General features: G+C 71.4%; 19 protein-coding genes. 15 read left to right on the top strand and 4 right to left on the bottom strand.

Features of this window, described 5'->3' with window-relative positions; genetic code table 11:
- Positions 1-59: 59 nt before the first annotated feature.
- Positions 60-293, bottom strand: a complete 234-nt coding sequence (locus B9B60_RS10825) for a three-helix bundle dimerization domain-containing protein (RefSeq protein ID WP_084451411.1) — start codon at positions 291-293, stop codon at positions 60-62.
- 108 nt (positions 294-401) lie between these two features.
- Here B9B60_RS10825 and B9B60_RS10820 point away from each other — a divergent pair, with 108 nt between their 5' ends.
- Positions 402-1,760, top strand: a complete 1,359-nt coding sequence (locus tag B9B60_RS10820) for a pyridoxal phosphate-dependent decarboxylase family protein (RefSeq protein WP_234993845.1) — start codon at positions 402-404, stop codon at positions 1,758-1,760.
- Between the two features lie 18 nt (positions 1,761-1,778).
- Here the strand turns inward: B9B60_RS10820 and B9B60_RS10815 are convergent, their stop codons facing one another.
- Complete coding sequence (locus tag B9B60_RS10815) at positions 1,779-2,093, bottom strand: hypothetical protein (RefSeq protein ID WP_084451410.1); 315 nt, start codon at positions 2,091-2,093, stop codon at positions 1,779-1,781.
- A gap of 223 nt (positions 2,094-2,316) precedes the next feature.
- Between B9B60_RS10815 and B9B60_RS10810 the strand changes: the two genes are divergently transcribed.
- The 14 genes from B9B60_RS10810 (at position 2,317) to B9B60_RS10745 (ending at position 18,768) form a co-directional block, all read left to right on the top strand.
- The gene (locus B9B60_RS10810; protein ID WP_094078806.1) at positions 2,317-2,616 is read left to right on the top strand and encodes a DUF3263 domain-containing protein; all 300 of its coding nucleotides are present in this window, start codon (positions 2,317-2,319) and stop codon (positions 2,614-2,616) included.
- Between the two features lie 151 nt (positions 2,617-2,767).
- Positions 2,768-3,232 carry a hypothetical protein gene (locus B9B60_RS10805; protein ID WP_084451409.1) on the top strand — a complete coding sequence of 155 codons (465 nt, stop codon included), beginning with the start codon at positions 2,768-2,770 and terminating at the stop codon, positions 3,230-3,232.
- 102 nt (positions 3,233-3,334) lie between these two features.
- Positions 3,335-3,904 (top strand): hypothetical protein, encoded by a 570-nt coding sequence (locus B9B60_RS10800; protein WP_084451407.1) that lies wholly within the window; start codon positions 3,335-3,337, stop codon positions 3,902-3,904.
- Between the two features lie 246 nt (positions 3,905-4,150).
- Positions 4,151-5,785 (top strand): chaperonin GroEL, encoded by a 1,635-nt coding sequence (gene groL / locus B9B60_RS10795; protein ID WP_072623594.1) that lies wholly within the window; start codon positions 4,151-4,153, stop codon positions 5,783-5,785.
- Positions 5,786-5,866: 81 nt separating this feature from the next.
- Positions 5,867-6,739, top strand: coding sequence for an AAA family ATPase (locus B9B60_RS10790; protein WP_072623595.1), 873 nt, complete (start codon positions 5,867-5,869; stop codon positions 6,737-6,739).
- Positions 6,736-7,866: a vWA domain-containing protein gene (locus B9B60_RS10785; protein ID WP_084451406.1), complete on the top strand. Its 1,131-nt coding sequence runs from the start codon at positions 6,736-6,738 to the stop codon at positions 7,864-7,866. The genes B9B60_RS10790 and B9B60_RS10785 overlap by 4 nt, the downstream gene beginning before the upstream one ends.
- Positions 7,859-8,989 (top strand): XdhC family protein, encoded by a 1,131-nt coding sequence (locus tag B9B60_RS10780; protein WP_084451405.1) that lies wholly within the window; start codon positions 7,859-7,861, stop codon positions 8,987-8,989. The genes B9B60_RS10785 and B9B60_RS10780 overlap by 8 nt, the downstream gene beginning before the upstream one ends.
- Before the next feature lie 85 nt (positions 8,990-9,074).
- A complete protein-coding gene (locus B9B60_RS10775; protein ID WP_084451404.1) occupies positions 9,075-9,569 on the top strand; it encodes a (2Fe-2S)-binding protein in 495 nt (164 codons plus the stop codon).
- Positions 9,566-12,082, top strand: a complete 2,517-nt coding sequence (locus tag B9B60_RS10770) for a xanthine dehydrogenase family protein molybdopterin-binding subunit (protein WP_084451403.1) — start codon at positions 9,566-9,568, stop codon at positions 12,080-12,082. Before B9B60_RS10775 ends, B9B60_RS10770 begins: the two co-directional genes overlap by 4 nt.
- The gene (locus B9B60_RS10765; protein ID WP_072623599.1) at positions 12,079-12,930 is read left to right on the top strand and encodes an FAD binding domain-containing protein; all 852 of its coding nucleotides are present in this window, start codon (positions 12,079-12,081) and stop codon (positions 12,928-12,930) included. Before B9B60_RS10770 ends, B9B60_RS10765 begins: the two co-directional genes overlap by 4 nt.
- Before the next feature lie 10 nt (positions 12,931-12,940).
- Positions 12,941-13,684 (top strand): SRPBCC family protein, encoded by a 744-nt coding sequence (locus tag B9B60_RS10760; RefSeq protein ID WP_084451402.1) that lies wholly within the window; start codon positions 12,941-12,943, stop codon positions 13,682-13,684.
- Between the two features lie 53 nt (positions 13,685-13,737).
- Complete coding sequence (locus tag B9B60_RS10755) at positions 13,738-15,393, top strand: alkaline phosphatase D family protein (protein ID WP_084451401.1); 1,656 nt, start codon at positions 13,738-13,740, stop codon at positions 15,391-15,393.
- A gap of 100 nt (positions 15,394-15,493) precedes the next feature.
- On the top strand, positions 15,494-16,234 hold the full coding sequence (locus B9B60_RS10750; RefSeq protein WP_084451400.1) for an ABC transporter ATP-binding protein: 741 nt from the start codon (positions 15,494-15,496) through the stop codon (positions 16,232-16,234).
- Positions 16,234-18,768: an ABC transporter permease gene (locus B9B60_RS10745; RefSeq protein ID WP_084451399.1), complete on the top strand. Its 2,535-nt coding sequence runs from the start codon at positions 16,234-16,236 to the stop codon at positions 18,766-18,768. The genes B9B60_RS10750 and B9B60_RS10745 overlap by 1 nt, the downstream gene beginning before the upstream one ends.
- A gap of 66 nt (positions 18,769-18,834) precedes the next feature.
- Here the strand turns inward: B9B60_RS10745 and B9B60_RS10740 are convergent, their stop codons facing one another.
- Together B9B60_RS10740 and B9B60_RS10735 are read right to left on the bottom strand one after the other, a co-directional pair.
- On the bottom strand, positions 18,835-19,131 hold the full coding sequence (locus tag B9B60_RS10740; protein WP_084451398.1) for a WXG100 family type VII secretion target: 297 nt from the start codon (positions 19,129-19,131) through the stop codon (positions 18,835-18,837).
- A gap of 53 nt (positions 19,132-19,184) precedes the next feature.
- The gene (locus tag B9B60_RS10735; protein ID WP_143445544.1) at positions 19,185-21,101 is read right to left on the bottom strand and encodes a DUF2339 domain-containing protein; all 1,917 of its coding nucleotides are present in this window, start codon (positions 21,099-21,101) and stop codon (positions 19,185-19,187) included.
- Between the last annotated feature and the right edge of the window lie 224 nt (positions 21,102-21,325).

Here is a 21,325-nt window from a genome sequence, read left to right as displayed (position 1 = left end):
CGTACGACGATCCCCCCGGCGCAGGGGTGCCGGGGGGATCGTCGCGGTGCGAAGGGGGATCAGCAGGTGGCGCTCGTCGGCGGCACCGGGGCGCCGGCCAGGTCGTGCAGCTCGATGCGCACGGCGTGCTCGATGAGCGGCGCGATGAACTCGGCGTGGGTGTTGGTCGGCTCGATCCGCTCGCGGGCGGAGGCGACCATGGCCTCGATGCGCTCGCAGGCGACCTGGGGGTAGCGCACGCACAGGTCGGCAGCGATGTTGGCGGCGACGTGGTCGACGTTGATCGTGAACATGTGGGCCTCCTGGTGGGCCGGGTGAACCAGACGGTGTGCCTTGGTGAACAAAAGGTTAACAGAAGGTGGACGACGTGGTGAAGTGCGCGGCGCGCCTAGAGTGCACGCGTGCACGGATTCGCTGACGACAACATGTCCCTCGCCGAGCTGGCGCAGACGATCCTCGACTACTCCCGCGAGCGGCTCGAGCTCGACCCGGTGCCGCTCGACCGCACGCTGACGCCCGCGCAGCTGCAGGAGCAGGCCGGGCAGACGATCACCCGCGACGGCCTGGGCGGTCAGCAGGCGATGGACCTCTTCGCCGAGGTGCTCGCGCCGGCCTGCCTGTCGGTCGACCACCCGCGCTACCTCTCCTTCATCCCGTGCGCCCCCACCGAGGCGGCCGCGATGTTCGACCTCGTCGTCGGGGCGAGCTCGATCTACGCCGGGTCGTGGCTCGAGGGCTCCGGTGCCGTCTACGCCGAGAACCAGGCGCTGCGCTGGATCGCCGACCTCGTCGGTCTGCCGGAGTCGGCGGGCGGCGTCTTCGTCCCCGGCGGCACGATCGGCAACCTCTCCGCCCTCGTCGCCGCCCGCACCGAGGCGCGCCGCACCGCAGCCCCGGGGCAGCGGCCCTTCCGGGTGGCGACGACCCACGGCGCGCACTCGTCGATCCAGTCGGCGTGCGACGTCATGGACGCCGAGCTGACGACCGTCGAGCCCGACGAGCGCGGCCGGCTCACGGGGGAGCGGCTGCGCGAGGTGCTCCTGGCCAACGGGCCCGAGACCTACTTCGCGGTCGTCGCGACCGCGGGCACGACCAACTTCGGCATCGTCGACGACCTCGAGTCGGTCGCGCAGGTCTGCCGCGAGCTCGGCATCTGGTTCCACGTCGACGGTGCCTACGGCGGTGCGGGCCTCGCGGCGCCGTCGGTGCGCCACCTCTACGCGGGCATCGAGCACTGCGACAGCTTCATCGTCGACCCGCACAAGTGGCTCTTCGCCCCCTTCGACTGCTGCGCGCTGATCTACCGCAACCCCGCGGCGGCCCTCAATGCCCACACCCAGCACGCCGGCTACCTCGACGTGCTCACCGAGGCGACCGACTGGAACCCCACCGACTACTCCGTCGGACTGACCCGACGGGCCCGCGGGCTGCCCTTCTGGTTCTCCCTCGCCACGCACGGCACGCAGGCCTACAGCGACTCGGTCGAGCAGACGCTGCGTGTCGCCGCCTTCGCCGAGGCCGAGGTCGCCCGCCGTGACGACCTCGAGCTCGTCGGCGAACGCTTCCTGTCCGTCCTCGTCTTCCGGCGCAAGGGCTGGGCCGCGGCCGACTACCAGGTCTGGTCCGACCGGATCCTCGACGAGGAGTTCGCCTTCGTCGTCCCGACCAACCACGACGGCGAGACGCTGGCGCGCTTCGCGATCGTCAACCCGCACACGACGACGGAGGACATCGTCGCGATCCTCGACTCCATGGGCTGAGGGCCGCGACGACCGGCCTCACTCCTCGAAGCTCGCGTTGCCCCGACAGGTGTAGCGCGGAGCCTCGGCGGCCACGGCGTCCTTGAGGCCGAAGGCGACGAACTGGCCGTAGCTCTGCGTGCCGTGGCCGAGGAAGTCGTCGTCGAGGCCGGGCGGGTTGCCCTCGATCTCGTCGGGGGTGTCGAGCCCGGAGAAGGCGCAGATCGACTTCGCCCGGTGCTCCTTGACGGGGGTGGGCTTGCCATTGCCGGTGACCTCGCCGGCGGATGCGGCGCCGGCGGCGCCGAGGACCAGACCGCCGGCCATGAGGCCGGCGACGAGCAACTTCTTCATGGGGGATCCTTCCGAGAGCTGCGCCCCGTCCTCCCCGTCGGGGCTGGCGACCCCGTTGTCGCCGCCGATGAATTTACTCTTTCCTGACTGTCTTGGTCCGGCCCTGCGCCGAGCGGTCCGACGTGTGACGGGTGGGACGAAGGGGGCGCGAGTGACCCCCCTCGTCCGCGCTGTCCAGCCGACACGCCGAAGGGAATGACAGGCGTGTGATTACGCCGGTACAGTGCGACGCGTGAACCTCGCAGACCAGACCGCCGCGCCGACCCCCTCGGTCCCGCTCTCGGACCGCGACCGCGAGATCCTCGCCTTCGAGCGCCAGTGGTGGAAGTACGCCGGCTCCAAGGAGCAGGCGATCAAGGAACTCTTCGACATGAGCTCCACCCGCTACTACCAGGTGCTCAACGCCCTGATCAACAACCCCGCGGCGCTGTCCGAGGACCCCATGCTCATCAAGCGTCTGCGCCGTCTGCGCGACCAGCGGCAGCGCACCCGCAGCGCCCGCCGCCTCGGGTTCGAGGTCTGAGCGCCGCGCCAGATCACAGATCGGTCTCGGATTCGCGTCCGGGCCAACCGGAGCCGCCCCGGCCACGTCTGACTCCACGGGAGGGACGCCGAGGGCGGCTCCGGTGCGCAGGGGGTACCGGAGCCGCCCTCGGACTTGGCAGGGTGGGGCCATGAGCGACATGGACTGGAGCACCCCCGAGGGCCTCGCCGCGATCCGCGCCCACCTCGCCGAGCGCCTCGACGGCTGGACGCCGCCGGTGGCCTGGGCCGTGGGCATCACCCCCGCGACCAGCGACCCGGACGTGCAGTTCCCGCACGTCAACCTCCCCGGCGGCAGCCACGGGCTGGCGGCCGTCGTCCTCGCCTCCGTGCTGCGGCACGACGGCGCCACCGCCACCCTCGACGTCTCCGTCGACCAGCTGCAGGCGGCCGTCGAGGGGCTCGAGCCCGCGCAGGCGTGCACGACCGTCGAGCACCCCAACCTCGGCGCCTGGCGCGGACTGCTCACCGAGGCCCGCGACAACCCGGCCCGTGAGCTCGTAGCGGTCTTCGTCGCCGATCTCGACGACCCGGTCTCCTCCGACGCCGACGGCGAGATGCGCGCCGGGTTCGAGGGGCTGCACCCGCGCGCCTGACCAGCGCCCGCCGCCGGTCGACGCAACCGTCCGCCCCCTTCGTGCGTCTCCCGTTGTGAGGGTCGTCACCGTCGACGACCCCATGACAGACAGGGGAGAGACATGAAGACCACCACACGCACACTGCTGGTGACCGCGGCATCCGTCGGTCTCGTCGCCACCGGGGCGAATGCCCAGGCCGCGCCGGCCGACACGACGCGCGTGCTCGCCGAGCACGTCACCGTCCGGGTCATGCTCGACGGGGCGATGAGCGGGGCGCGGGGCAACCAGCACCGGTTCACCTACCAGACCGACACCGAGGGGATGCCGTGGCCGGCCTCGGCCATGAAGATCACTTCCTTCTTCTGCCCGACCGGCGCCACCGTCGCCCAGACGTGGCGGTCGAGCCGGTGCACCCACCGCAGCACGAGATACCTGCGGCCCCGGAGCGCCGACTACCGGGTGAGCTCGACGATGCGCTCGGCCGTGGTGGACGGGACCCTCGTGTCCGGTAGCCGGCGCTTCGCCGCTGACTTGACGCTCTTCGCCGACGGCGCCCAGCGCACGAGCAACCACGGCGGGGCGGTGCGCCGTGAGGTCGACGCCAACGTGTCCGGCACCGTGGGCGGGGCCCGGGTGCGGTGGAGCACCCGAGGGGAGGCCTGGATCCACCGCTACGAGACCGTGCGCTGAGGTCACCCACGAACCCACGACCACGGAGTGCGGCCGGCTGGCCGCACTCCGTCGTCCGCCACGGCGTTTGCACTCGCTCGGTGAGAGTGCCAATAATGGGTCTTAGCACTCTCCTTGTGAGAGTGACAGTCCTGACCGGTCAGGTGAGGGGCGCGATCGCACGGTGACGTGAGCCGGGTGGTCGCACTCCGTCCGTCGCGGGCACCCCCGGTCGCACCCTTCGATTCGCGTGGAGGAACCACCCGAATGGCAAAGCTCATTGCTTTCGACGAGGAGGCCCGTCGCGGTCTCGAGCGGGGTATGAACACCCTCGCCGACGCCGTCAAGGTCACCCTCGGCCCCAAGGGCCGCAATGTCGTCCTGGAGAAGAAGTGGGGCGCCCCCACGATCACCAATGACGGCGTGTCCATCGCCAAGGAGATCGAGCTCGACGACCCCTACGAGAAGATCGGGGCCGAGCTGGTCAAGGAGGTCGCCAAGAAGACCGACGACGTCGCCGGTGACGGCACGACGACGGCGACCGTCCTCGCCCAGGCGCTCGTGCGCGAGGGCCTGCGCAATGTCGCGGCCGGCGCCAACCCCATGGCCCTCAAGCGCGGTATCGAGAAGGCCACCGCTGCGGTGTCCGACGAGCTGCTCGCGATGGCCAAGGAGATCGAGACCAAGGAGCAGATCGCTGCCACGGCCTCCATCTCCGCCGCTGACCAGGAGATCGGCGCCAAGATCGCCGAGGCCATGGACAAGGTCGGCAAGGAAGGCGTCATCACCGTCGAGGAGAGCAACACCTTCGGGCTCGAGCTCGAGCTCACCGAGGGCATGCGCTTCGACAAGGGCTACATCTCCGGCTACTTCGTCACCGACACCGAGCGCATGGAGACCGTGCTCGAGGACCCCTACGTCCTCATCGCCAACTCCAAGATCGGCTCGATCAAGGACCTCCTGCCCGTCCTCGAGAAGGTCATGCAGGCCGGCAAGCCGCTGCTGATCATCGCCGAGGACCTCGAGGGCGAGGCGCTGTCGACGCTCGTCGTCAACAAGCTCAAGGGCACCTTCAAGTCCGTCGCCGTCAAGGCCCCGGGCTTCGGTGACCGCCGCAAGGCCATGCTCGCCGACATCGCCATCCTCACCGGTGGCCAGGTCATCTCCGAGGAGGTCGGCCTCTCCCTCGAGACCGCCGAGCTCGACCTGCTCGGCCGCGCCCGCAAGGTCGTCGTCACCAAGGACGAGACGACCATCGTCGAGGGTGCTGGCGACCAGGACCAGATCGCCGGCCGCGTGAACCAGATCAAGGCCGAGATCGAGAACAGCGACTCGGACTACGACCGCGAGAAGCTCCAGGAGCGCCTCGCCAAGCTCGCCGGCGGCGTCGCCGTCATCCGTGCGGGCGCGGCCACCGAGGTCGAGCTCAAGGAGCGCAAGCACCGCATCGAGGACGCCGTGCGCAACGCCAAGGCCGCTGTCGAGGAGGGCATCGTCGCCGGTGGTGGCGTCGCGCTCCTGCAGGCGACCAAGGCCGCCTTCGACAAGCTCTCGCTCGAGGGTGACGAGGCGACCGGCGCCAACATCGTGCGCGTCGCGGCGGGTGCCCCGCTCAAGCAGATCGCGGCCAACGCCGGCCTCAACGGCGGCGTCGTCACCGAGAAGGTCGAGAACCTGCCTGCGGGCGAGGGCCTCAACGCCGCGACCGGTGAGTACGTCGACATGATCGCCCAGGGCATCATCGACCCGGCCAAGGTCACGCGCAGCGCGCTGCAGAACGCCGCTTCCATCGCGGCGCTCTTCCTCACCACCGAGGCCGTCGTCGCCGACAAGCCGGAGAAGGCCGCCCCGGCCATGCCCGGTGGCGACGACATGGGTGGCATGGGCGGCATGGGCTTCTGAGCCCACCCCGCACCACCTGCACCACGCGCGAAGGGCGGTTCCCCGGTCACGGGGGACCGCCCTTCGGCGTACCCTTCCTGCATGACGTCACCGCAGGAGCTGGCGGACCGGCTGGGTGCCACGGGTTACCTCGCCGACGAGGACCTCGCCACCGTGGTCTTCCTCGCCCGGGAGATGCGCCGGCCGCTGCTGCTCGAGGGGGCGCCGGGCACGGGCAAGACCGCGCTCGCCGAGGCCCTCGCCGAGCTCGAGGGCGTGCCCCTCGTCCGGCTGCAGTGCTACGAGGGCATCGACGCCTCGCAGGCCCTCTACGACTGGGACTTCCCGCGGCAGATCCTCCACCTTCGCACCCTCGAGGCGCTCCACGCGAGTGGTGGGCTCGAGGCGTCCGAGGCCGAGAGCTCGCTCTTCGACGAGCGCTACCTCCTCGAGCGGCCGGTCCTGCAGGCCCTGCGGCGGGCCCCGGCGGTGCTGCTCGTCGACGAGATCGACCGGGCCGACGACGAGTTCGAGGCCTTCCTGCTCGAGGTCCTCTCGAGCTGGAGCGTGAGCATCCCCGAGCTCGGGACCGTGCGCGCCCAGGTGCCGCCGACGGTCGTGCTCACCTCCAACCGCACCCGAGACCTGCACGACGCACTCAAGCGCCGCTGCCTCTACCACTGGATCGACCACCCCGGTCTGGACCGGGAGGTGGCGATCGTGCGCCGCCGCATCCCCGAGGTGAGCGAGACCCTCGCCCGTCAGGTCGTCGCGGCCGTGCAGCGGCTGCGCACCGAGGACCTCGTCAAGCCGCCGGGCGTCGCCGAGACCCTCGACTGGGTGGCCGCCCTGCAGCGTCTCGGGTCGCCGGAGCTCGACCTCGAGACCGCCGCCCGCACACTCGGGGCCGTGATCAAGTACCGCGAGGACGCTGAGCGGGTGAGGCAGGCATTGGACCGGGTGCTCGCCCGATGACGGCACCCCAGTACGCCGGCAAGGTCGACGAGATCCTCCTCGGGCTGACCCATGCGGTGCGGGCGGCCGGGGTGCCGGTGACCCACGACAGGGCGACGACCTTCCTCGAGGCGGCCGCGCTCGTCGGCGCCGGGGGCCTGGCGCAGGTGCGCCTCGCCGGCCGCGCGACCCTGTGCGCGGGCCCCGAGGACATCGTGCGCTTCGAGCAGGTGTACGCCGAATGGTTCGCCGGGCGCGACGACCTGCCTCGGCGGGTCGACAGGGAGGAGCAGAACGAGCTCGTCTCCCCCTTGCCCGAGGACGACGGTGCCGCCGGCGTGGAAGGGGAGGCCGACGCACTGCACGTGGCCGCGAGCGAGGTCGAGGTCCTGCGCCACCGCGACGTGGCGGCCCTGTCGCCGGAGGGCAAGGCGCTGCTCGACCGGATGATCGGGCAGCTGCGCCCCCGGCTGCCCGTGCGTCGCGCCACCCGGCGCACCGCCTGGCGGCGCGGGGAGATCGACGTGCGGTCCACCCTTCGCGCCATGCTGCGGCAGATGGGCGAGCCGGCCCGGGTCCACCACCGTCGCCGCGGCACCCGCACCCGCCGGGTCGTGCTGCTCGTCGACGTCTCGGGCTCGATGCGGCCCTACGCCGACGCCCTGCTGCGACTCGCGCACGCCGTCGCCCAGGCACCGCGCCAGGGTGGGTCCTCCGGCGCCGTCGAGGTCTTCACGCTCGGTACCCGCCTCACCCGGGTCACCGAGGCGCTGCGCACCCGCGACCCCGAGCGGGCCCTCGTGCGTGTGGGGGAGGCCGTGCCGGACTGGTCCGGCGGTACCCGGCTGGGGCAGGCCCTGCAGGTCTTCCTCACCCGCGAGCACACCCGCTACCTCGCCCGCGGAGCGGTCGTGGTCGTCGTGAGCGACGGCTGGGAGCGCGGTGACGGGGCCGAGCTCGCCGAGCAGCTGTCCCGGCTGCACCGCATGTCCCACCATCTGGTCTGGGCCAACCCCCATCGCGGCAAGGAGGGGTACCGTCCTGTGCAGGTCGGCATCGTCGCCGCGTTGCCGCACGTGGACGAATTCGTCGCGGGGCACTCCTTGCGAGCATTCGAGGACCTGCTGGAGGTGATCGCCGATGCGTGAGGTGCTGCCCGAGCTGATGCAGTGGTGGGAGCAGGGCCACTCCGTCGGGGTCGGGACCGTCGTCGCGACCTTCCGCTCCGCGCCACGGCCCCCCGGGGCCTCGATGCTCGTCGGGCCGGAGGGCACCGCCGTCGGGTCGGTCTCCGGGGGCTGCGTCGAGGGCGCGGTCTACGAGTCGGCCCAGGAGGTCGTGGAGTCCGGCCGGCCGCAGTTCCACCGGTACGGCATCTCCGACGACGACGCGATGTCCGTGGGGCTGACCTGCGGCGGCATCCTCGACGTCTGGGTCGAGGTCATGGACCGCGAGACCTTCCCCGAGCTCGGCGAGATCGCCGCCGATGTCGAGGCCGGCCGGCCGGTGGCCGTCGCAACCGTCATCGAGCACCCCGACGAGGCATGGCTCGGCCGGCGGATGCTCGTGCGCCCCGATCAGGAGCCGACCGGCACCCTCGGCTCCGCGCGGGTCGACGCAGCCGTCCGCGACGACGCGCTCGGCCAGCTCGCCCTCGGTCACAACGCCACCCTCGGCTACGGCCCCGACGGCGAACGCCGCGGCGAGGGCATGCGCGTCTTCGTCTGGGCCTTCGCCCCACCGCCGCGGATGCTCGTCTTCGGCGCCATCGACTTCGCGGCGGCCGTCGCCCGCGTCGGCGACTTCCTCGGCTACCGCGTCACGGTGTGCGACGCGCGACCGGTCTTCGCCACCCGCACGAGGTTCCCCGCCGCCGACGAGGTCGTCGTCGACTGGCCGCACCGCTACCTGGCCGCCGAGGAGGAGGCCGGGCGCATCGACGGCCGCACGGTCATCGCGGTGCTCACCCACGACCCGAAGTTCGACGTCCCGCTGCTCGAGGTCGCCCTTCGCCTGCCCGAGGTCGGCTACATCGGCGCGATGGGCTCGCGGCGGACCCACGACGACCGCGAGGCGCGGCTGCGCGAGGTCGGCGTCACCGACGAGGAGCTGGCCCGGCTGCGCAGCCCGATCGGGCTCGACCTCGGGGCCCGCACGCCCGAAGAGACCGCCATCAGCATCGCGGCCGAGTTCGTCGCCGAGCGGTGGGGTGGCTCCGGTCGACCGCTGGCCGGGCGCGCAGGACGGATCCACCAGTCGGGCGGGGAATGAGTCCTCGCGAAGGGGGTGACTCCCGAGGCGGTCGTGGCTAGCATGAGCCAGATCACACTGTCGTGATCGAGATCAGGAGCGCTCCATGGCCAATATCGAGCTCGTCGTCGACGGCGCCCGCGTCGCGGACGACGTCGAACCCCGGACTCTGCTCGTGCACTACCTGCGCGAGACCCTCGGCAAGACCGGCACGGTGGTGGGGTGCGACACCTCCAACTGCGGAGCGTGCACCGTCCACCTCGACGGCAGGAGCGTGAAGTCCTGCAACGTCCTCGCCGTCCAGGCAGATGGCTGCGAGGTGACGACCATCGAAGGCATGGCCAGGGATGGCGAGCTGCATCCGGTGCAGGCGGCCTTCCACGAGTGCCATGCCCTCCAGTGCGGCTACTGCACCCCCGGCATGATCATGCAGTCCGCCGACCTGCTGCGCGACAACCCCGATCCCTCGGAGGAGGAGATCCGTGTGGGGCTCGAGGGCAACCTCTGCCGGTGCACCGGCTACCACAACATCGTCCGCGCGGTGCAGACCGCGGCGAGTGCCTCGGCCGCCTCCGCCGGTGCCGCTGGGGATGCGTCATGACCGCGGAGGTCACCGACCGGCCCGCCACCACCGAGATCGGCCGCGACCGCCGTCGCAAGGAGGACCAGCGGCTCATCACCGGTCGTACCCGCTGGACCGACAACATCGTGCTGCCGGGCATGTTGCACATGGCGATGGTCCGCAGCCCCTTCGCGCACGCTCGGATCGCGTCCGTCGACACGAGCGAGGCGGCCAGCGCGACCAATGTCGTCGCCGTCTACTCCGGCGCCGACCTCGACGAATCGGCCGGCGTCCTCATCAACGCGTGGCCGGTCAGTCCGGACCAGGTGGCTCCGGTGCACCCGCCGATGCCGGCCGACCGGGTGACCTTCGCCGGGGAGATCGTCGCCCTCGTCGTCGCCCGCAGCGCCGCGGAGGCGCGCGACGCCGCTGAGCTGATCGACGTCGACTACGAGGAGCTGCCCGCCGCCCTCGACCTCAAGGAGGCGGCGGAGGACACCGTCCTCGCGCATCCCGACCTCGGCACCAACAAGTCGGCCCTGTGGACCTTCGACTCCGCCGAGGCCGGCACCGGGGGTGACGTCGAGGAGGCCATTGCCACCGCACGCCAGGACGGCATCGTCATCGAGCGCGAGTACCGCCAGCAGCGACTCATCCCCGCCTTCATGGAGCCGCGCTCCGTCGTCGTCGACCCGACCGGCGAGCAGCTGACGATGTGGACGGCGACCCAGATCCCGCACATCGTGCGCTTCGCGCTCGCGGCCACGACCGGCGTCCCGGAGTCGAAGATCCGGGTCATCGCCCCGGACGTGGGCGGCGGCTTCGGCGGCAAGCTGCAGGTGACGCCGGAGGAGTGGCTGGCCTGGTGGGTGGCCCGCCAGCTGGGCCGGCCCGTCAAGTACACCGAGACCCGCTCGGAGTCGCTCATGGCGGCCCACCACGGCCGTGACCAGTGGCAGCGGCTGACGCTCGCCGCCGACAAGCAGGGCAAGGTCACCGGGCTCAAGGTCGACCTGCTCGCGGACCTCGGCTCCTACGTCGCCCTCATCGGCGGCGGCGTTCCCGTCCTGGGCGCCTTCATGTTCAACGCCATCTACAAGTTCCCGGCCTACCACTTCTCGATGCAGTCGGTCCTCACCAACAAGGCCTGGACCGATGCCTACCGGGGTGCCGGTCGCCCCGAGGCCACCTTCGGCATCGAGCGGATCATGGACGATCTGGCGCACGAGCTCGGTGAGGACCCGCTCGTGGTGCGCGAGCGCAACTGGATCACCCACGAGGAGTTCCCCTTCACCTCCGTTGCCGGTCTCGAGTACGACTCCGGCAACTACGAGGCCGCCACGGACCTGGCCAAGCAGATGTTCGGCTACGACGAGCTGCGCGAGGAGCAGCGTCGTCGGCGCGAGTCCAAGGACCCCGTGCAGCTGGGCATCGGCATCTCGACCTTCACCGAGATGTGCGGTCTCGCGCCCAGCCGTGTCCTCGGCAGTCTCGACTACGGCGCGGGTGGCTGGGAGCACGCGAGCGTGCGCATGCTCGCGACGGGCAAGGTCGAGGTCGTCGTCGGCGTGAGCCCGCACGGTCAGGGGCACGAGACGGCCTTCAGCCAGATCGTCGCCGACCGGCTGGGTGTCCCCTTCGAGGACGTCGAGATCCTGCACGGCGACACCCAGATCTCGCACAAGGGACTCGACACCTACGGCTCGCGCTCGCTCGTCGTCGGCGGCGAGGCCGTGGTTCGTGCCGCGGACAAGGTCATCGACAAGGCGCGGCGCTACGCGGCGCACGTGCTCGAGGCCAACCCCGACGATCTCGAGTTCACGGCCGGTCGCTTTGGTGTCGCGGGCACGGACCAGTCCGTGGGGATCACCGACATCGCGGCCGCGGCCTTCGCCTCGCACGACTACCCGGACGACATCGAACCGGGCATCGACGCGGAGGCCACCTTTGACCCGGTGAACTTCAACTACCCGCACGGCACCCACCTGAGTGCCATCGAGATCGATACCGAGACCGGGGAGGTCAGGCTGCGCAAGTACACCTGCGTCGACGATGTCGGACAGGTGATCAATCCGCTCATCGTCGAGGGACAGATCCACGGCGGACTCGTCCAGGGCATCTCGCAGGCGCTGTGGGAGGAGGCCGTCTACGACGACTCCGGCACGCTCGTGAGCGGCAGTTTCGTCGACTACCTCGTCCCGACCGCGGCCGACACCATCAGCTTCGACACCGCGACCACCTCGACGGCGGCGACGGGCAACACGCTCGGGACCAAGGGAGTGGGTGAGGCGGGAACGATCGCCTCGACCCCCTGCATCGTCAACGGTGTCGTCGACGCGCTGCGCATCTTCGGCGTCGATGACGTGCAGATGCCGTGCACCCCCGAGCGGGTGTGGCAGGCGATCCGGTCCGGGTCCGGTGGCGAGGACACGACCGGGGCCGCGGCGCCCCACTTCGACGAGGCGACTGGTGACCAGGGGCAGACCGACCGGATGGCGGGCGCCGACGGACCCACGGGACCGGCGATGAGCACGGAAGGAGAGGTCCGATGATCCCGGCGAAGTTCGACTACGCAGCACCGACGTCGGTGGAGGAGGCGCTCGGGCTGCTCGGCGAGCATGGCGACGACGCCAAGGTGCTCGCCGGCGGGCAGTCCCTGCTCCCGGTTTTGCGGATGCGGCTCAACGCCCCCGAGATGATCATCGACATCGGTCGGATCCCCGAGCTGCGCGGCATCAGCGACGACGGTCGGACGCTCACCATCGGGGCCATGACGCCGTACCACGAGATCCTCGCCGACGATCGGGTGAGTGGACGCTGTCGACTTCTGCACCAGGCGATCAGCGAGGTCGCCGACCCGCAGATCCGCCACCGGGGCACCCTCGGCGGGGCCCTGGTCCACGCCGACCCCGCCGGCGACTGCGGGGCACCTGTGCTCGCCATGGACGCCGAGCTCGTCATCACCGGAGCGTCAGGCCAACGGGTCGTCCCCGCGGCCGACTTCTTCCACGGCCTCTTCGAGACCGCGGTCGGCGAGGACGAGCTGCTCACCGCCGTCAGGGTGCCCACCTACGACGGATGGGGCTCGCACTACGAAAAGTTCGTGCGGGTCGCCCACCAGTGGCCCATCGTCGCGGTCGCCGCGCAGGTGCGGGTCGAGGGTGGCGCGATCGCCGAGGCACGGGTCGGCCTGACCAACATGGGCGCGACCCCGGTCCGAGCCAGCGCAGTCGAGGCCGCGCTCGTCGGGAACCAGCCGACCGCCGAGGGCGTGCGGGCGGCCTGCGAACTGGCCGGCGAGGGCACCGAGCCGCCGTCGGACCTCAACGGCGATGCCGACTACCGCCGGCACCTGGCCACCGTACTGACGAGGCGTGCCGTGCTCACGGCCGCAGGATGAGAGGACCTTCGTGCAACTGACCCACAGTTTCACCGTTCCCGCCGGCATCGACGAGACCTGGGCCGCGCTCAACGACATCGAGTCCGTCGCCGGGTGCTTCCCCGGTGCCCAGGTGACCCACGCCGACGCCGACTCCTTCGAGGGCACGGTCAAGGTCAAGCTCGGTCCGATCGCGCTCGTGTACAAGGGGAGCGGCGACTTCGTCGACAAGGACGAGGCCGCTCACCGGATGGGTATCACCGCCAAGGGCAAGGACAAGCGGGGCAACGGCACCGCGGGCGCCGACGTCGTCGTGACGATGGCCCCCGAGGGTGCGGCCAGCACCAAGGTGGAGGTGGTCACCGACCTCAACATCACGGGCAAGCCCGCGCAGTTCGGCCGTGGCGTGATGCAGGACGTCTCCGACAAGCTCCTCGGGCAGTTCGTCGACTGCCTGGCGGGCCGCTTCGCCGCCCCCGAGGCCACCCCGGAGCCGACGGGCGAGGAGGAGGCGGCGGCCACATCGCCGGAGCAGACGCCGACCCGGTCGACCACGACGCCGGCGGCCACGGGGCCCGCCTCCGCTGCGGCTCCCGCCGCGAGCTCACCGGCCGTCTCCTCACCGGCCGCGCGCCCGGCGAGCTCGTCCGATGACGCGATCGACCTCGGGGCGACCGCCCTTCCGGTGCTGCTGCGGGCTTACGGCCCCCAGATCGCCGCGGCGCTCGCCCCGCTCGTCCTCCTGATCATCGCCCTGCGGCGTCGCAAGGGGTGAGCTGACGCACCCCCGGCCAGCCGACTCACAGCCTCGGGCGAGACGATGAGCGGATGACCGCCACGTCCCCGCTCGTCCTCGGTCCCCTCCTGCGCTTCGTCGGTGAGCACGACGCCTCCGTCTGGGTGGAGACCGCCGCCCCCGCGCGGGTGACCGTCGCGGCCGACGGCCGCGCGTGGCACGCCGCGAGCTTCGTCGTGGAGGGCCACCACTACGCCCTCGTCCTGCTCGACGACCTCGAGCCCGGCCGCACCTACGACTACGTGGTGAGCATCGACGACGAGCAGGTGTGGCCGCCGGCCGGGTCCGACCTGCCGTCCTCGAGCATCGCGACGCTGGACCGCACGCGTGCGACGCTGCTCGCCTTCGGCTCCTGCCGCACGAGCGTCCCGCACGACGCGGAGCACCACGCGAGCCACGGCGTCGACGCGCTGCGCACCTTCGCCCTGTCCCTGGCGAAGGGGGAGTCCCCACGACCCGACGTCCTCGCACTCCTCGGTGACCAGGTCTACGCCGACGAGACGAGCCCGCAGATGCACGACTTCATCGCCTCCCGCCGCGACATCGAGGAACCGCCCGGCGAGGAGATCAAGGACTACGCGGAGTACGCGCACCTCTACCAGCTCGCGTGGAGCGACCCGGCCATCCGGTGGGTGCTGTCGGTCGTGCCGAGCGCGATGATCTTCGACGACCACGACATCCGCGACGACTGGAACACCTCGTGGTCGTGGCACCAGGAGATCAACCGCACCCCGTGGTGGCACGAGCGGCTGGTCGCGGGGCTGACGAGCTACTGGGTGCACCAGCACATCGGCAACCTCGCGCCCGAGGAGCTCGCCCGCGACGAGATCTGGGCCCGGCTCGACGGTGCCGGGCCGGGCGAGGTCGACCTGACCGGCCCCCTTCGTGCCCTCGCGGAGCGGGTCGACCGTGAGCCCGAGAGCTACCGCTGGAGCTACACCCGGGCCCTCGGCGGGTCGTGGCTGATCATGCTCGACTCCCGGGCCGCGCGGGTGCTCGAGCCGGAGCGGCGCTCGATGCTCGACGACGACGAGCTCGCCTGGCTCGACGAGCAGATGACTGGCGACCTCGACCACCTCTTCGTCGGGACCTCGCTGCCCTTCCTCCTGCCGCCCGGGCTGCACGACGCCGAGTCGATCAGCGAGTCCCTCGCCGGGCCGGACCGGCCCCAGCCGGTGCACCGCGCGACCGAGGCGCTGCGGCAGGTCGTCGACCTCGAGCACTGGGGCGCCTTCCAGTCCGGCTTCGTCGAGGTCTTCGAGCTCGTCATGTCCGTCGCCCGCGGAGAGCGCGGCCGACCCCCGGGCACGATCACCTTCCTCTCCGGCGACGTGCACCACTCCTACGTCGCCGAGGTGACCGACCCCGCGGGTCACGGCGCGAGCAGTCGGATCGTGCAGGCCGTGTGCAGCCCGATCCGCAACCCCATGCCCCGCGCGCTGCGCGTGCTGATGTCGCAGATGGCCAAGGGGCTCGTCCGCCCGATGCGCTGGCTCGCGGCCCGGACCGACGGGGTGCCCGAGCTGCGCTACCCGTGGGAGCTCACCGAGGGGCCGTGGTTCGACAACAACCTCGCCGTCGCCGAGGTCCACGACGGGCACCTGACCCTGCGCTGGGTCACCGGTGACGTCGTCGACGGCGACGACGAGCACCCGCGCCTGCGGGTCGTCGCCACGGTCGAGGTGTAGCCGGCCGCAGGGAGACGTCGGGGGTAAACCCCAGTGACGGCCGCCCAGCGTCGACCCTAGATTGGTCGTCGGACATCCACGACGGACGAGAGCAGGGGACATGGGCACGCAGGTTGCCGCCAGCACGCACGAGCTTCGCAAGGTCTACGGCAAGGGCGAGGCGCAGGTCGCCGCGCTCGACGGGATCGACCTCGACATCGGGGCGGGGCAGTTCACCGCCATCATGGGGCCCTCCGGCTCCGGCAAGTCCACCTTCATGCACTGCCTCGCCGGGCTCGACGCGGTGAGCGGGGGCCGGGCACTCATCGGTGACACCGACATCACCCGGTTGAAGGAGAAGGACCTCACCCGGCTGCGCCGCGACCGGATCGGTTTCATCTTCCAGGCCTTCAACCTCATCCCGACGCTGACCGCGGAGGAGAACATCCTCCTGCCGCTGGCGATCGCCGGCCGCAAACCGGACCGCGAGTGGTTCGACCTCGTCATCGAGACCGTCGGCCTGCGCAACCGCCTCGGCCACCGGCCCAACGAGCTGTCCGGCGGCCAGCAGCAGCGCGTCGCGTGCGCCCGGGCCCTGGTGTCGAAGCCCGCGATCATCTTCGCCGACGAGCCCACCGGCAACCTCGACTCGACCTCCGGCGCCGAGGTGCTCGGCTTCCTGCGCCGCAGCGTCGACGAGTTCGACCAGACGATCGTCATGGTCACCCACGACCCCGTGGCCGCGAGCCACACCGACCGAGTCCTCTTCCTCGCCGACGGGCGCATCGTCGACGAGCTGTGGGAGCCGGACCGTGAGACCGTCCTCGAGCGGATGGTCGCGCTGACCAATGGGGCACACTGATGCTCAAGGCCACCTTCAAGAGTCTGCTGGCGCGCAAGGCGCGCCTGCTGATGAGCGCCATGGCGATCGTCCTCGGCACGGCCTTCGTCGCCGGGTCGCTGATCTTCACCGACACCCTCGGACGCACCTTCGACGGCATCATGGACGGCACCGTCGGTGACGTCGTCGTCCAGCCCGAGCAGACCGACGAGTACGGCGGCACGGGTGGCGGGCGCATGTCCGCCGCCGACGTCGACAAGATGGCCGAGCTGCCGGGCGCGGCACGGGCTGACGGTTCGGTCGACGCCATCGGGGTCTTCGTCGTCGGCGACAACGGCAAGGTCGTCGGCGGGCAGGGGGCACCCGCCCTGGCCTTCAACTACTCCGACGCGCCCAACCAGCTCGGTGAGGACCCGCTCGTCATCGACGAGGGCCGCGAGCCCCAGCGCGAGGGCGAGGTCATGGTCGACTCCGTGACCGCCGAGCGGGCCGGCCACGAGGTCGGCGACCGGATCAGCCTCGTGACGACCGGCGACACCCCCGAGATCGAGACCGAGCTCGTCGGCACGATGACCTTCGGCGAAGGGGGGATGGCCGGCGCCTCGGTCGTCGTCTTCGACACCAAGACCATGCAGAAGTACTACATGGACGGCAAGGACGAGTACTCCTCCGTCTGGGTCACCGCCGACGACGGCGTGAGCCAGCAGGAGCTGCTCACCCAGGTCGAGCCGCTCGTGCCCGAGGGCTACAAGGGATGGACGGGCAAGGGGCTCGCGGAGGAAAACCAGAGCGACGTGCAGCAGGCACTCGGCTTCATCACGACCTTCCTCCTGGTCTTCGCCGGCATCGCCCTCTTCGTCGGCTCCTTCCTCATCATCAACACCTTCAGCATCCTCGTCGCGCAGCGTGGCCGGGAGCTGGCCCTGCTGCGGGCCATCGGTGCCTCTCGCCGGCAGATCGTGCGCGGGGTCCTCCTCGAGGCCTTCATCATCGGCGTCGTGGGTGCGACCCTCGGCCTGGCCCTCGGTGTGGTGCTCGCCCTGGGCATCCAGGCGCTCTTCGCCACCTTCGGGCTCGACCTGTCGGGCACCGGACTGGTCTTCACGCCCCGGACGGTCATCGCGGCCTACGCCGTCGGCATCGTCGTGACGATGCTCGCGGCCTGGGTGCCGGCCCGACGGGCCGGGTCGGTGCCGCCGGTCGCGGCGATGCGCGACTCGGTCGACACGGGTATCGGCCACCACCCGATCCGCCGTGGCCTCGAGGTCGGCGTGCTCGTGCTCGGCGTCGTCGCCTTCCTCTACGGGCTCTTCGTCGCCGACACCCGCGAACTGTGGTGGATCGGTGGCGGCATCGTCGGGCTCGTCCTCGGCACGGCCTTCCTCGCCCCCTTCGTCGGGCGTCCGGTGATTTCCGGGCTCGGCTGGGTCTATCGCACGGCCTTCGGGAGCATCGGCCGGATGGCCGAGCAGAACTCCGTGCGCAACCCCGGTCGCACCGCCGCGACGGCGTCGGCGCTGATGATCGGCATGACGCTCGTCGCGCTCATGGGTGTCGTCGCCACGAGCACCACGGCGAGCGTCGACAAGCAGATCGAGGAGACCTTCCGCGCCGACTACATCCTCAGCAACGCGGTCGGCCAGCCCTTCTCGTCGACGGTCGCCGAGCGGGTGGCCGAGGTCGACGGGGTCCGGGAGGTCTCGCCGGTGCGCTTCAGCAGTGCCGGCGTCGACGGTGGCCAGCTCTTCGTCACCGCGATCGACCCGCGCAGCTTCGAGGACGTCGAGCAGATCGAGCCGACCAACGGGAGCGCCGATCTCGACAAGGACTCGGTGATGCTCTCGACGAAGCACGAGGGCGGCCGCTCCGTCGGCGACACCGTCGAGGTGAAGATGGGCTCGACGACCCGGGACCTGACGGTCGTCGGCTTCTACGACGAGATCCAGGCGATCGGTTCGCCCGACGTCCTCATGTCGGTCGACACCGTCGAGTCGATGGGCGGCTCGGCCGCCGACAACTGGGCCTTCATCTTCGTCGACGAGGGGGCCGACAAGGCCCAGGTCGAGTCCGGCATCGAGCAGATCGTCGACAAGCAGCCGCTCGTCACGCTCAAGGACCAGGCCGGCTACGCCGACGAGCAGCGCTCGAGCATCAACCAGCTGCTCTTCCTCATCTACGCCCTGCTCGGCCTGGCGATCGTCATCGCCGTGCTCGGCATCGTCAACACGCTCGGCCTGTCGGTCATGGAGCGCACCCGTGAGGTCGGGCTCCTGCGGGCGGTCGGCCTCTCCCGCCGGCAGCTGTGGCGGATGATCACCCTCGAGTCGGTGACCATCGCGCTGCTCGGCGCCCTGCTCGGCATCGTGCTCGGGGTGGTCGCGGGCGTGGCGATCCAGCGCTCGCTCGTCGACGACGGCATCACCGAGCTGGCGATCCCGTGGGCGCAGATGGCCGTCTTCGTCGCCCTCGCCGGGGTCATCGGCGTCCTCGCGGCCCTGCTGCCGGCCCGCCGGGCCTCGCGCATGGACGTCCTGCAGGCGATCAGCACGGAGTGACCTGCGAGCACGACGGGGGGCGGTGACCGGACAGGTCACCGCCCCCCGTCGTCGTGGTCGGGCCGGTCAGCGGCCGGGGCGCATCGTGCTCTTGACCGAGGTCTCGGTGTCGTCGTAGGTCCGGCCGGCCTCGCCGAGGACCCGCCCGATCTCGTCGAGGCTCTCCTTGACCGTGCGCTGGGTCGCGCGCCAGTCGTTGATGAGGTCCTGGAAGGACGAGGAGGCCTCGCCCTGCCACTGGTTCTGGAGCGACAGCAGGCGCGACATCATGCTCGCGACGGTGGTCTCGACGTCCTCGGAGATGCGCGAGACGTCGGAGGCGCTGCTCGCGACCTGGGCGGTGTCGACGGTGAAGCTGGCCATGGTGGTTCCCCTTCGGCTGGTGATCGGCCGGGCCCCTGCGGCCCGACGTCTCCCTAGACCGTAGGAGGAACCGGGACCGGCGCCGCCGGGTTATCCACAGGAGGGGTCGGCCCGGTGCCGGGGCCGCCACCGCCGCGGCGCGACCGCTCGAGCGCCTGGGCGTAGCCGACACCCATCCCGAGCAGGAGCAGGCCGGCGACGATGAAGCACAGCACCCGGGCCAGCCCGCTGAGGAAGGACAGGTCGAAGAGGAGCAGCTTGCCAACGCTCAGCGCGGCGAGACCCAGGCCGGCCGGCACGGCGATCGTCGACCCGCGCAGACCACGCAGCAGCAGGACCGCGGCGGTGGCCATCCACACGACCGTGGCGCCGGCCTGGCCCGCGGTGTAGCCCCCGCGGGCGTCGTCGACGAGCTGGCCGGCGAGCGCGCCGAGCAGGACGACGGCGCCGCCGGTGACGAGCACCGAGAGGGCGACGAGGATGCGCGGCAGCGCGGGTGAGGTGTCCGGCACAAGCACGTGGCTCGCCCGCGCGGTGACGGCGAGCGTCGCGACGAGGAGCACGGTCGCCAGCAGGTGGGTGGGCCCGACCTCGTCGGCGAGGCTGCGCAGCGCGACGTGGGGCAGGAGTGTGGTCGCGCCGATCAGGCCCAGGGCCGACAGGGCCCACGAGACGAAGAGCGTCGTGCGGTGCCGCAGGACGAGCGCGGCGACGGCCCAGAGCAGGCACAGGGCCAGCCCGACGACCGGCGTCCAGCCGTTGCCGTCGGCGCCGCGCACGGCGGCGGTGAGCGAGGTGACGCCGGCTGCGGCCAGTGCGAGCTCGGGGACACGGTGCACCAGGGCGGTGCGCTCGTCGTGCCCGACGAGACCGGCGATGAGCACGAGCAGGCAGGTGGCGATGACGAGCAGCCCGGTGCCGGTCCACCGGCCGTCGAACGCCATGCCGGCGAACCACAGCGGGCCGATGCCGACCGGGACGAGCAGCCCGAGCTGCTCCGGCAGCCGGTCGACGCGGGCCCCGGCGAGCGTCGTGGCCATGACGAGGAGGGCGAAGGCGATGGCCAGGGCGGCGGCGATGCCCTGCTCGTCGTGCGCGACGGCGAGCGCGGCGAGGAAGAGTGCGGTCGGGATGACGCGGGAGAGCTCGAGGGCCCACCAGTCGCGACCGATCTGCGCCGGCCAGGTCGCTGCGGTGAGCACGAGCAGGAAGCCGCCGGTGAGCAGGCCGTGCTGGAGGCCGACGAAGGGGGCCATGAGCGCGACGCCGAGGACGGCGATGACCGCGAGCAGCTGGCTGTCCCAGGCGCGGGCGAGCAGGACGCCGCCGAGGGCGATGAGGCCGGCGAGCACGAGTCCGACGCCGAGCGGGACCCACGCGTAGACGTAGGTGACCGCGAGGACGTCGAGGTAGGCGGTGGCGATGCCGGTCGCCGCCAGACCGAGGGCGCCGACGGTACTCGTCTGCCGGGAGCGCACGAGCGCCGCGGCGCCGACGAGCGCGAGGGAGAGCAGTCCGCCGCTGATGACCCGGGCGAGGGGGCCGAAGAACCCCAGCTGGATCGCCAGGGCGAGGAGGAAGGCGACGCCGATGAGGGTGATCGCGGCGCCGACGGCCGCCAGGGCCTTGGCGATGATCCCGTCCCGCTGCCACCACGGCTCGGTGGGCGGCAGCGGAGGGGACGGCGGCGGGGCCATGGACGGCCCCGCCGGCGGGGCGACTCGCGGCGGAGGCGTCACGTGGCCGGGAGCGACGGGCGCCGCGGCGGGAGCGGTGGCCGCGGGCGAGGGCGAAGGGGGGATCTCGGGGGTCGCGACCCGCGTCCAGTGCTCGGGGGAGGCCTCGGTGGCGAGGTGGGCACGGAGCCTGGCCAGCTCGTTGCCGACGCCGTACATGCGCGACATCGCGTCTGCGAAGTCGTCCTCGATCGCGCGCACCTGCTCGAGGACCGGGTCTCCTGACATGCTCATGCCCCCAGTGTGCTGTTGCCAGCACACCGGGGGCATGAGTTCGGCTACTCAGCGCCGCCTTCAGACGCCACACCCGAAGGCGGGGGTAGCACCCCTGTGGGAGCCGGAGGAAGTCGGTGCTTCGTCGGGGGAGGAGACGATCGAGCGACCGTTGCTTCCATGTCCTGTGCTCCTGAGACCATCGTGCGACACCGGGATGGGACACCGCTGGCATCGACCTGAGA

It is taken from the genome of Janibacter indicus (assembly GCF_900176385.1).
Lineage (GTDB): Bacteria > Actinomycetota > Actinomycetes > Actinomycetales > Dermatophilaceae > Janibacter > Janibacter indicus.
This window is presented reverse-complemented; position numbering and strand designations above follow the sequence as displayed.

Bases quoted from the DNA above. Each gene is read 5' to 3' on its own strand.
- B9B60_RS10825 (WP_084451411.1), bottom strand. From the start codon at position 293: ATGTTCACGATCAACGTCGACCACGTCGCCGCCAACATCGCTGCCGAC.
- B9B60_RS10815 (WP_084451410.1), bottom strand. From the start codon at position 2,093: ATGAAGAAGTTGCTCGTCGCCGGCCTCATGGCCGGCGGTCTGGTCCTC.
- B9B60_RS10805 (WP_084451409.1), top strand. From the start codon at position 2,768: ATGAGCGACATGGACTGGAGCACCCCCGAGGGCCTCGCCGCGATCCGC.
- B9B60_RS10800 (WP_084451407.1), top strand. From the start codon at position 3,335: ATGAAGACCACCACACGCACACTGCTGGTGACCGCGGCATCCGTCGGT.
- groL (WP_072623594.1), top strand. From the start codon at position 4,151: ATGGCAAAGCTCATTGCTTTCGACGAGGAGGCCCGTCGCGGTCTCGAG.
- B9B60_RS10790 (WP_072623595.1), top strand. From the start codon at position 5,867: ATGACGTCACCGCAGGAGCTGGCGGACCGGCTGGGTGCCACGGGTTAC.
- B9B60_RS10785 (WP_084451406.1), top strand. From the start codon at position 6,736: ATGACGGCACCCCAGTACGCCGGCAAGGTCGACGAGATCCTCCTCGGG.
- B9B60_RS10780 (WP_084451405.1), top strand. From the start codon at position 7,859: ATGCGTGAGGTGCTGCCCGAGCTGATGCAGTGGTGGGAGCAGGGCCAC.
- B9B60_RS10775 (WP_084451404.1), top strand. From the start codon at position 9,075: ATGGCCAATATCGAGCTCGTCGTCGACGGCGCCCGCGTCGCGGACGAC.
- B9B60_RS10770 (WP_084451403.1), top strand. From the start codon at position 9,566: ATGACCGCGGAGGTCACCGACCGGCCCGCCACCACCGAGATCGGCCGC.
- B9B60_RS10765 (WP_072623599.1), top strand. From the start codon at position 12,079: ATGATCCCGGCGAAGTTCGACTACGCAGCACCGACGTCGGTGGAGGAG.
- B9B60_RS10755 (WP_084451401.1), top strand. From the start codon at position 13,738: ATGACCGCCACGTCCCCGCTCGTCCTCGGTCCCCTCCTGCGCTTCGTC.
- B9B60_RS10750 (WP_084451400.1), top strand. From the start codon at position 15,494: ATGGGCACGCAGGTTGCCGCCAGCACGCACGAGCTTCGCAAGGTCTAC.
- B9B60_RS10745 (WP_084451399.1), top strand. From the start codon at position 16,234: ATGCTCAAGGCCACCTTCAAGAGTCTGCTGGCGCGCAAGGCGCGCCTG.
- B9B60_RS10740 (WP_084451398.1), bottom strand. From the start codon at position 19,131: ATGGCCAGCTTCACCGTCGACACCGCCCAGGTCGCGAGCAGCGCCTCC.
- B9B60_RS10735 (WP_143445544.1), bottom strand. From the start codon at position 21,101: ATGAGCATGTCAGGAGACCCGGTCCTCGAGCAGGTGCGCGCGATCGAG.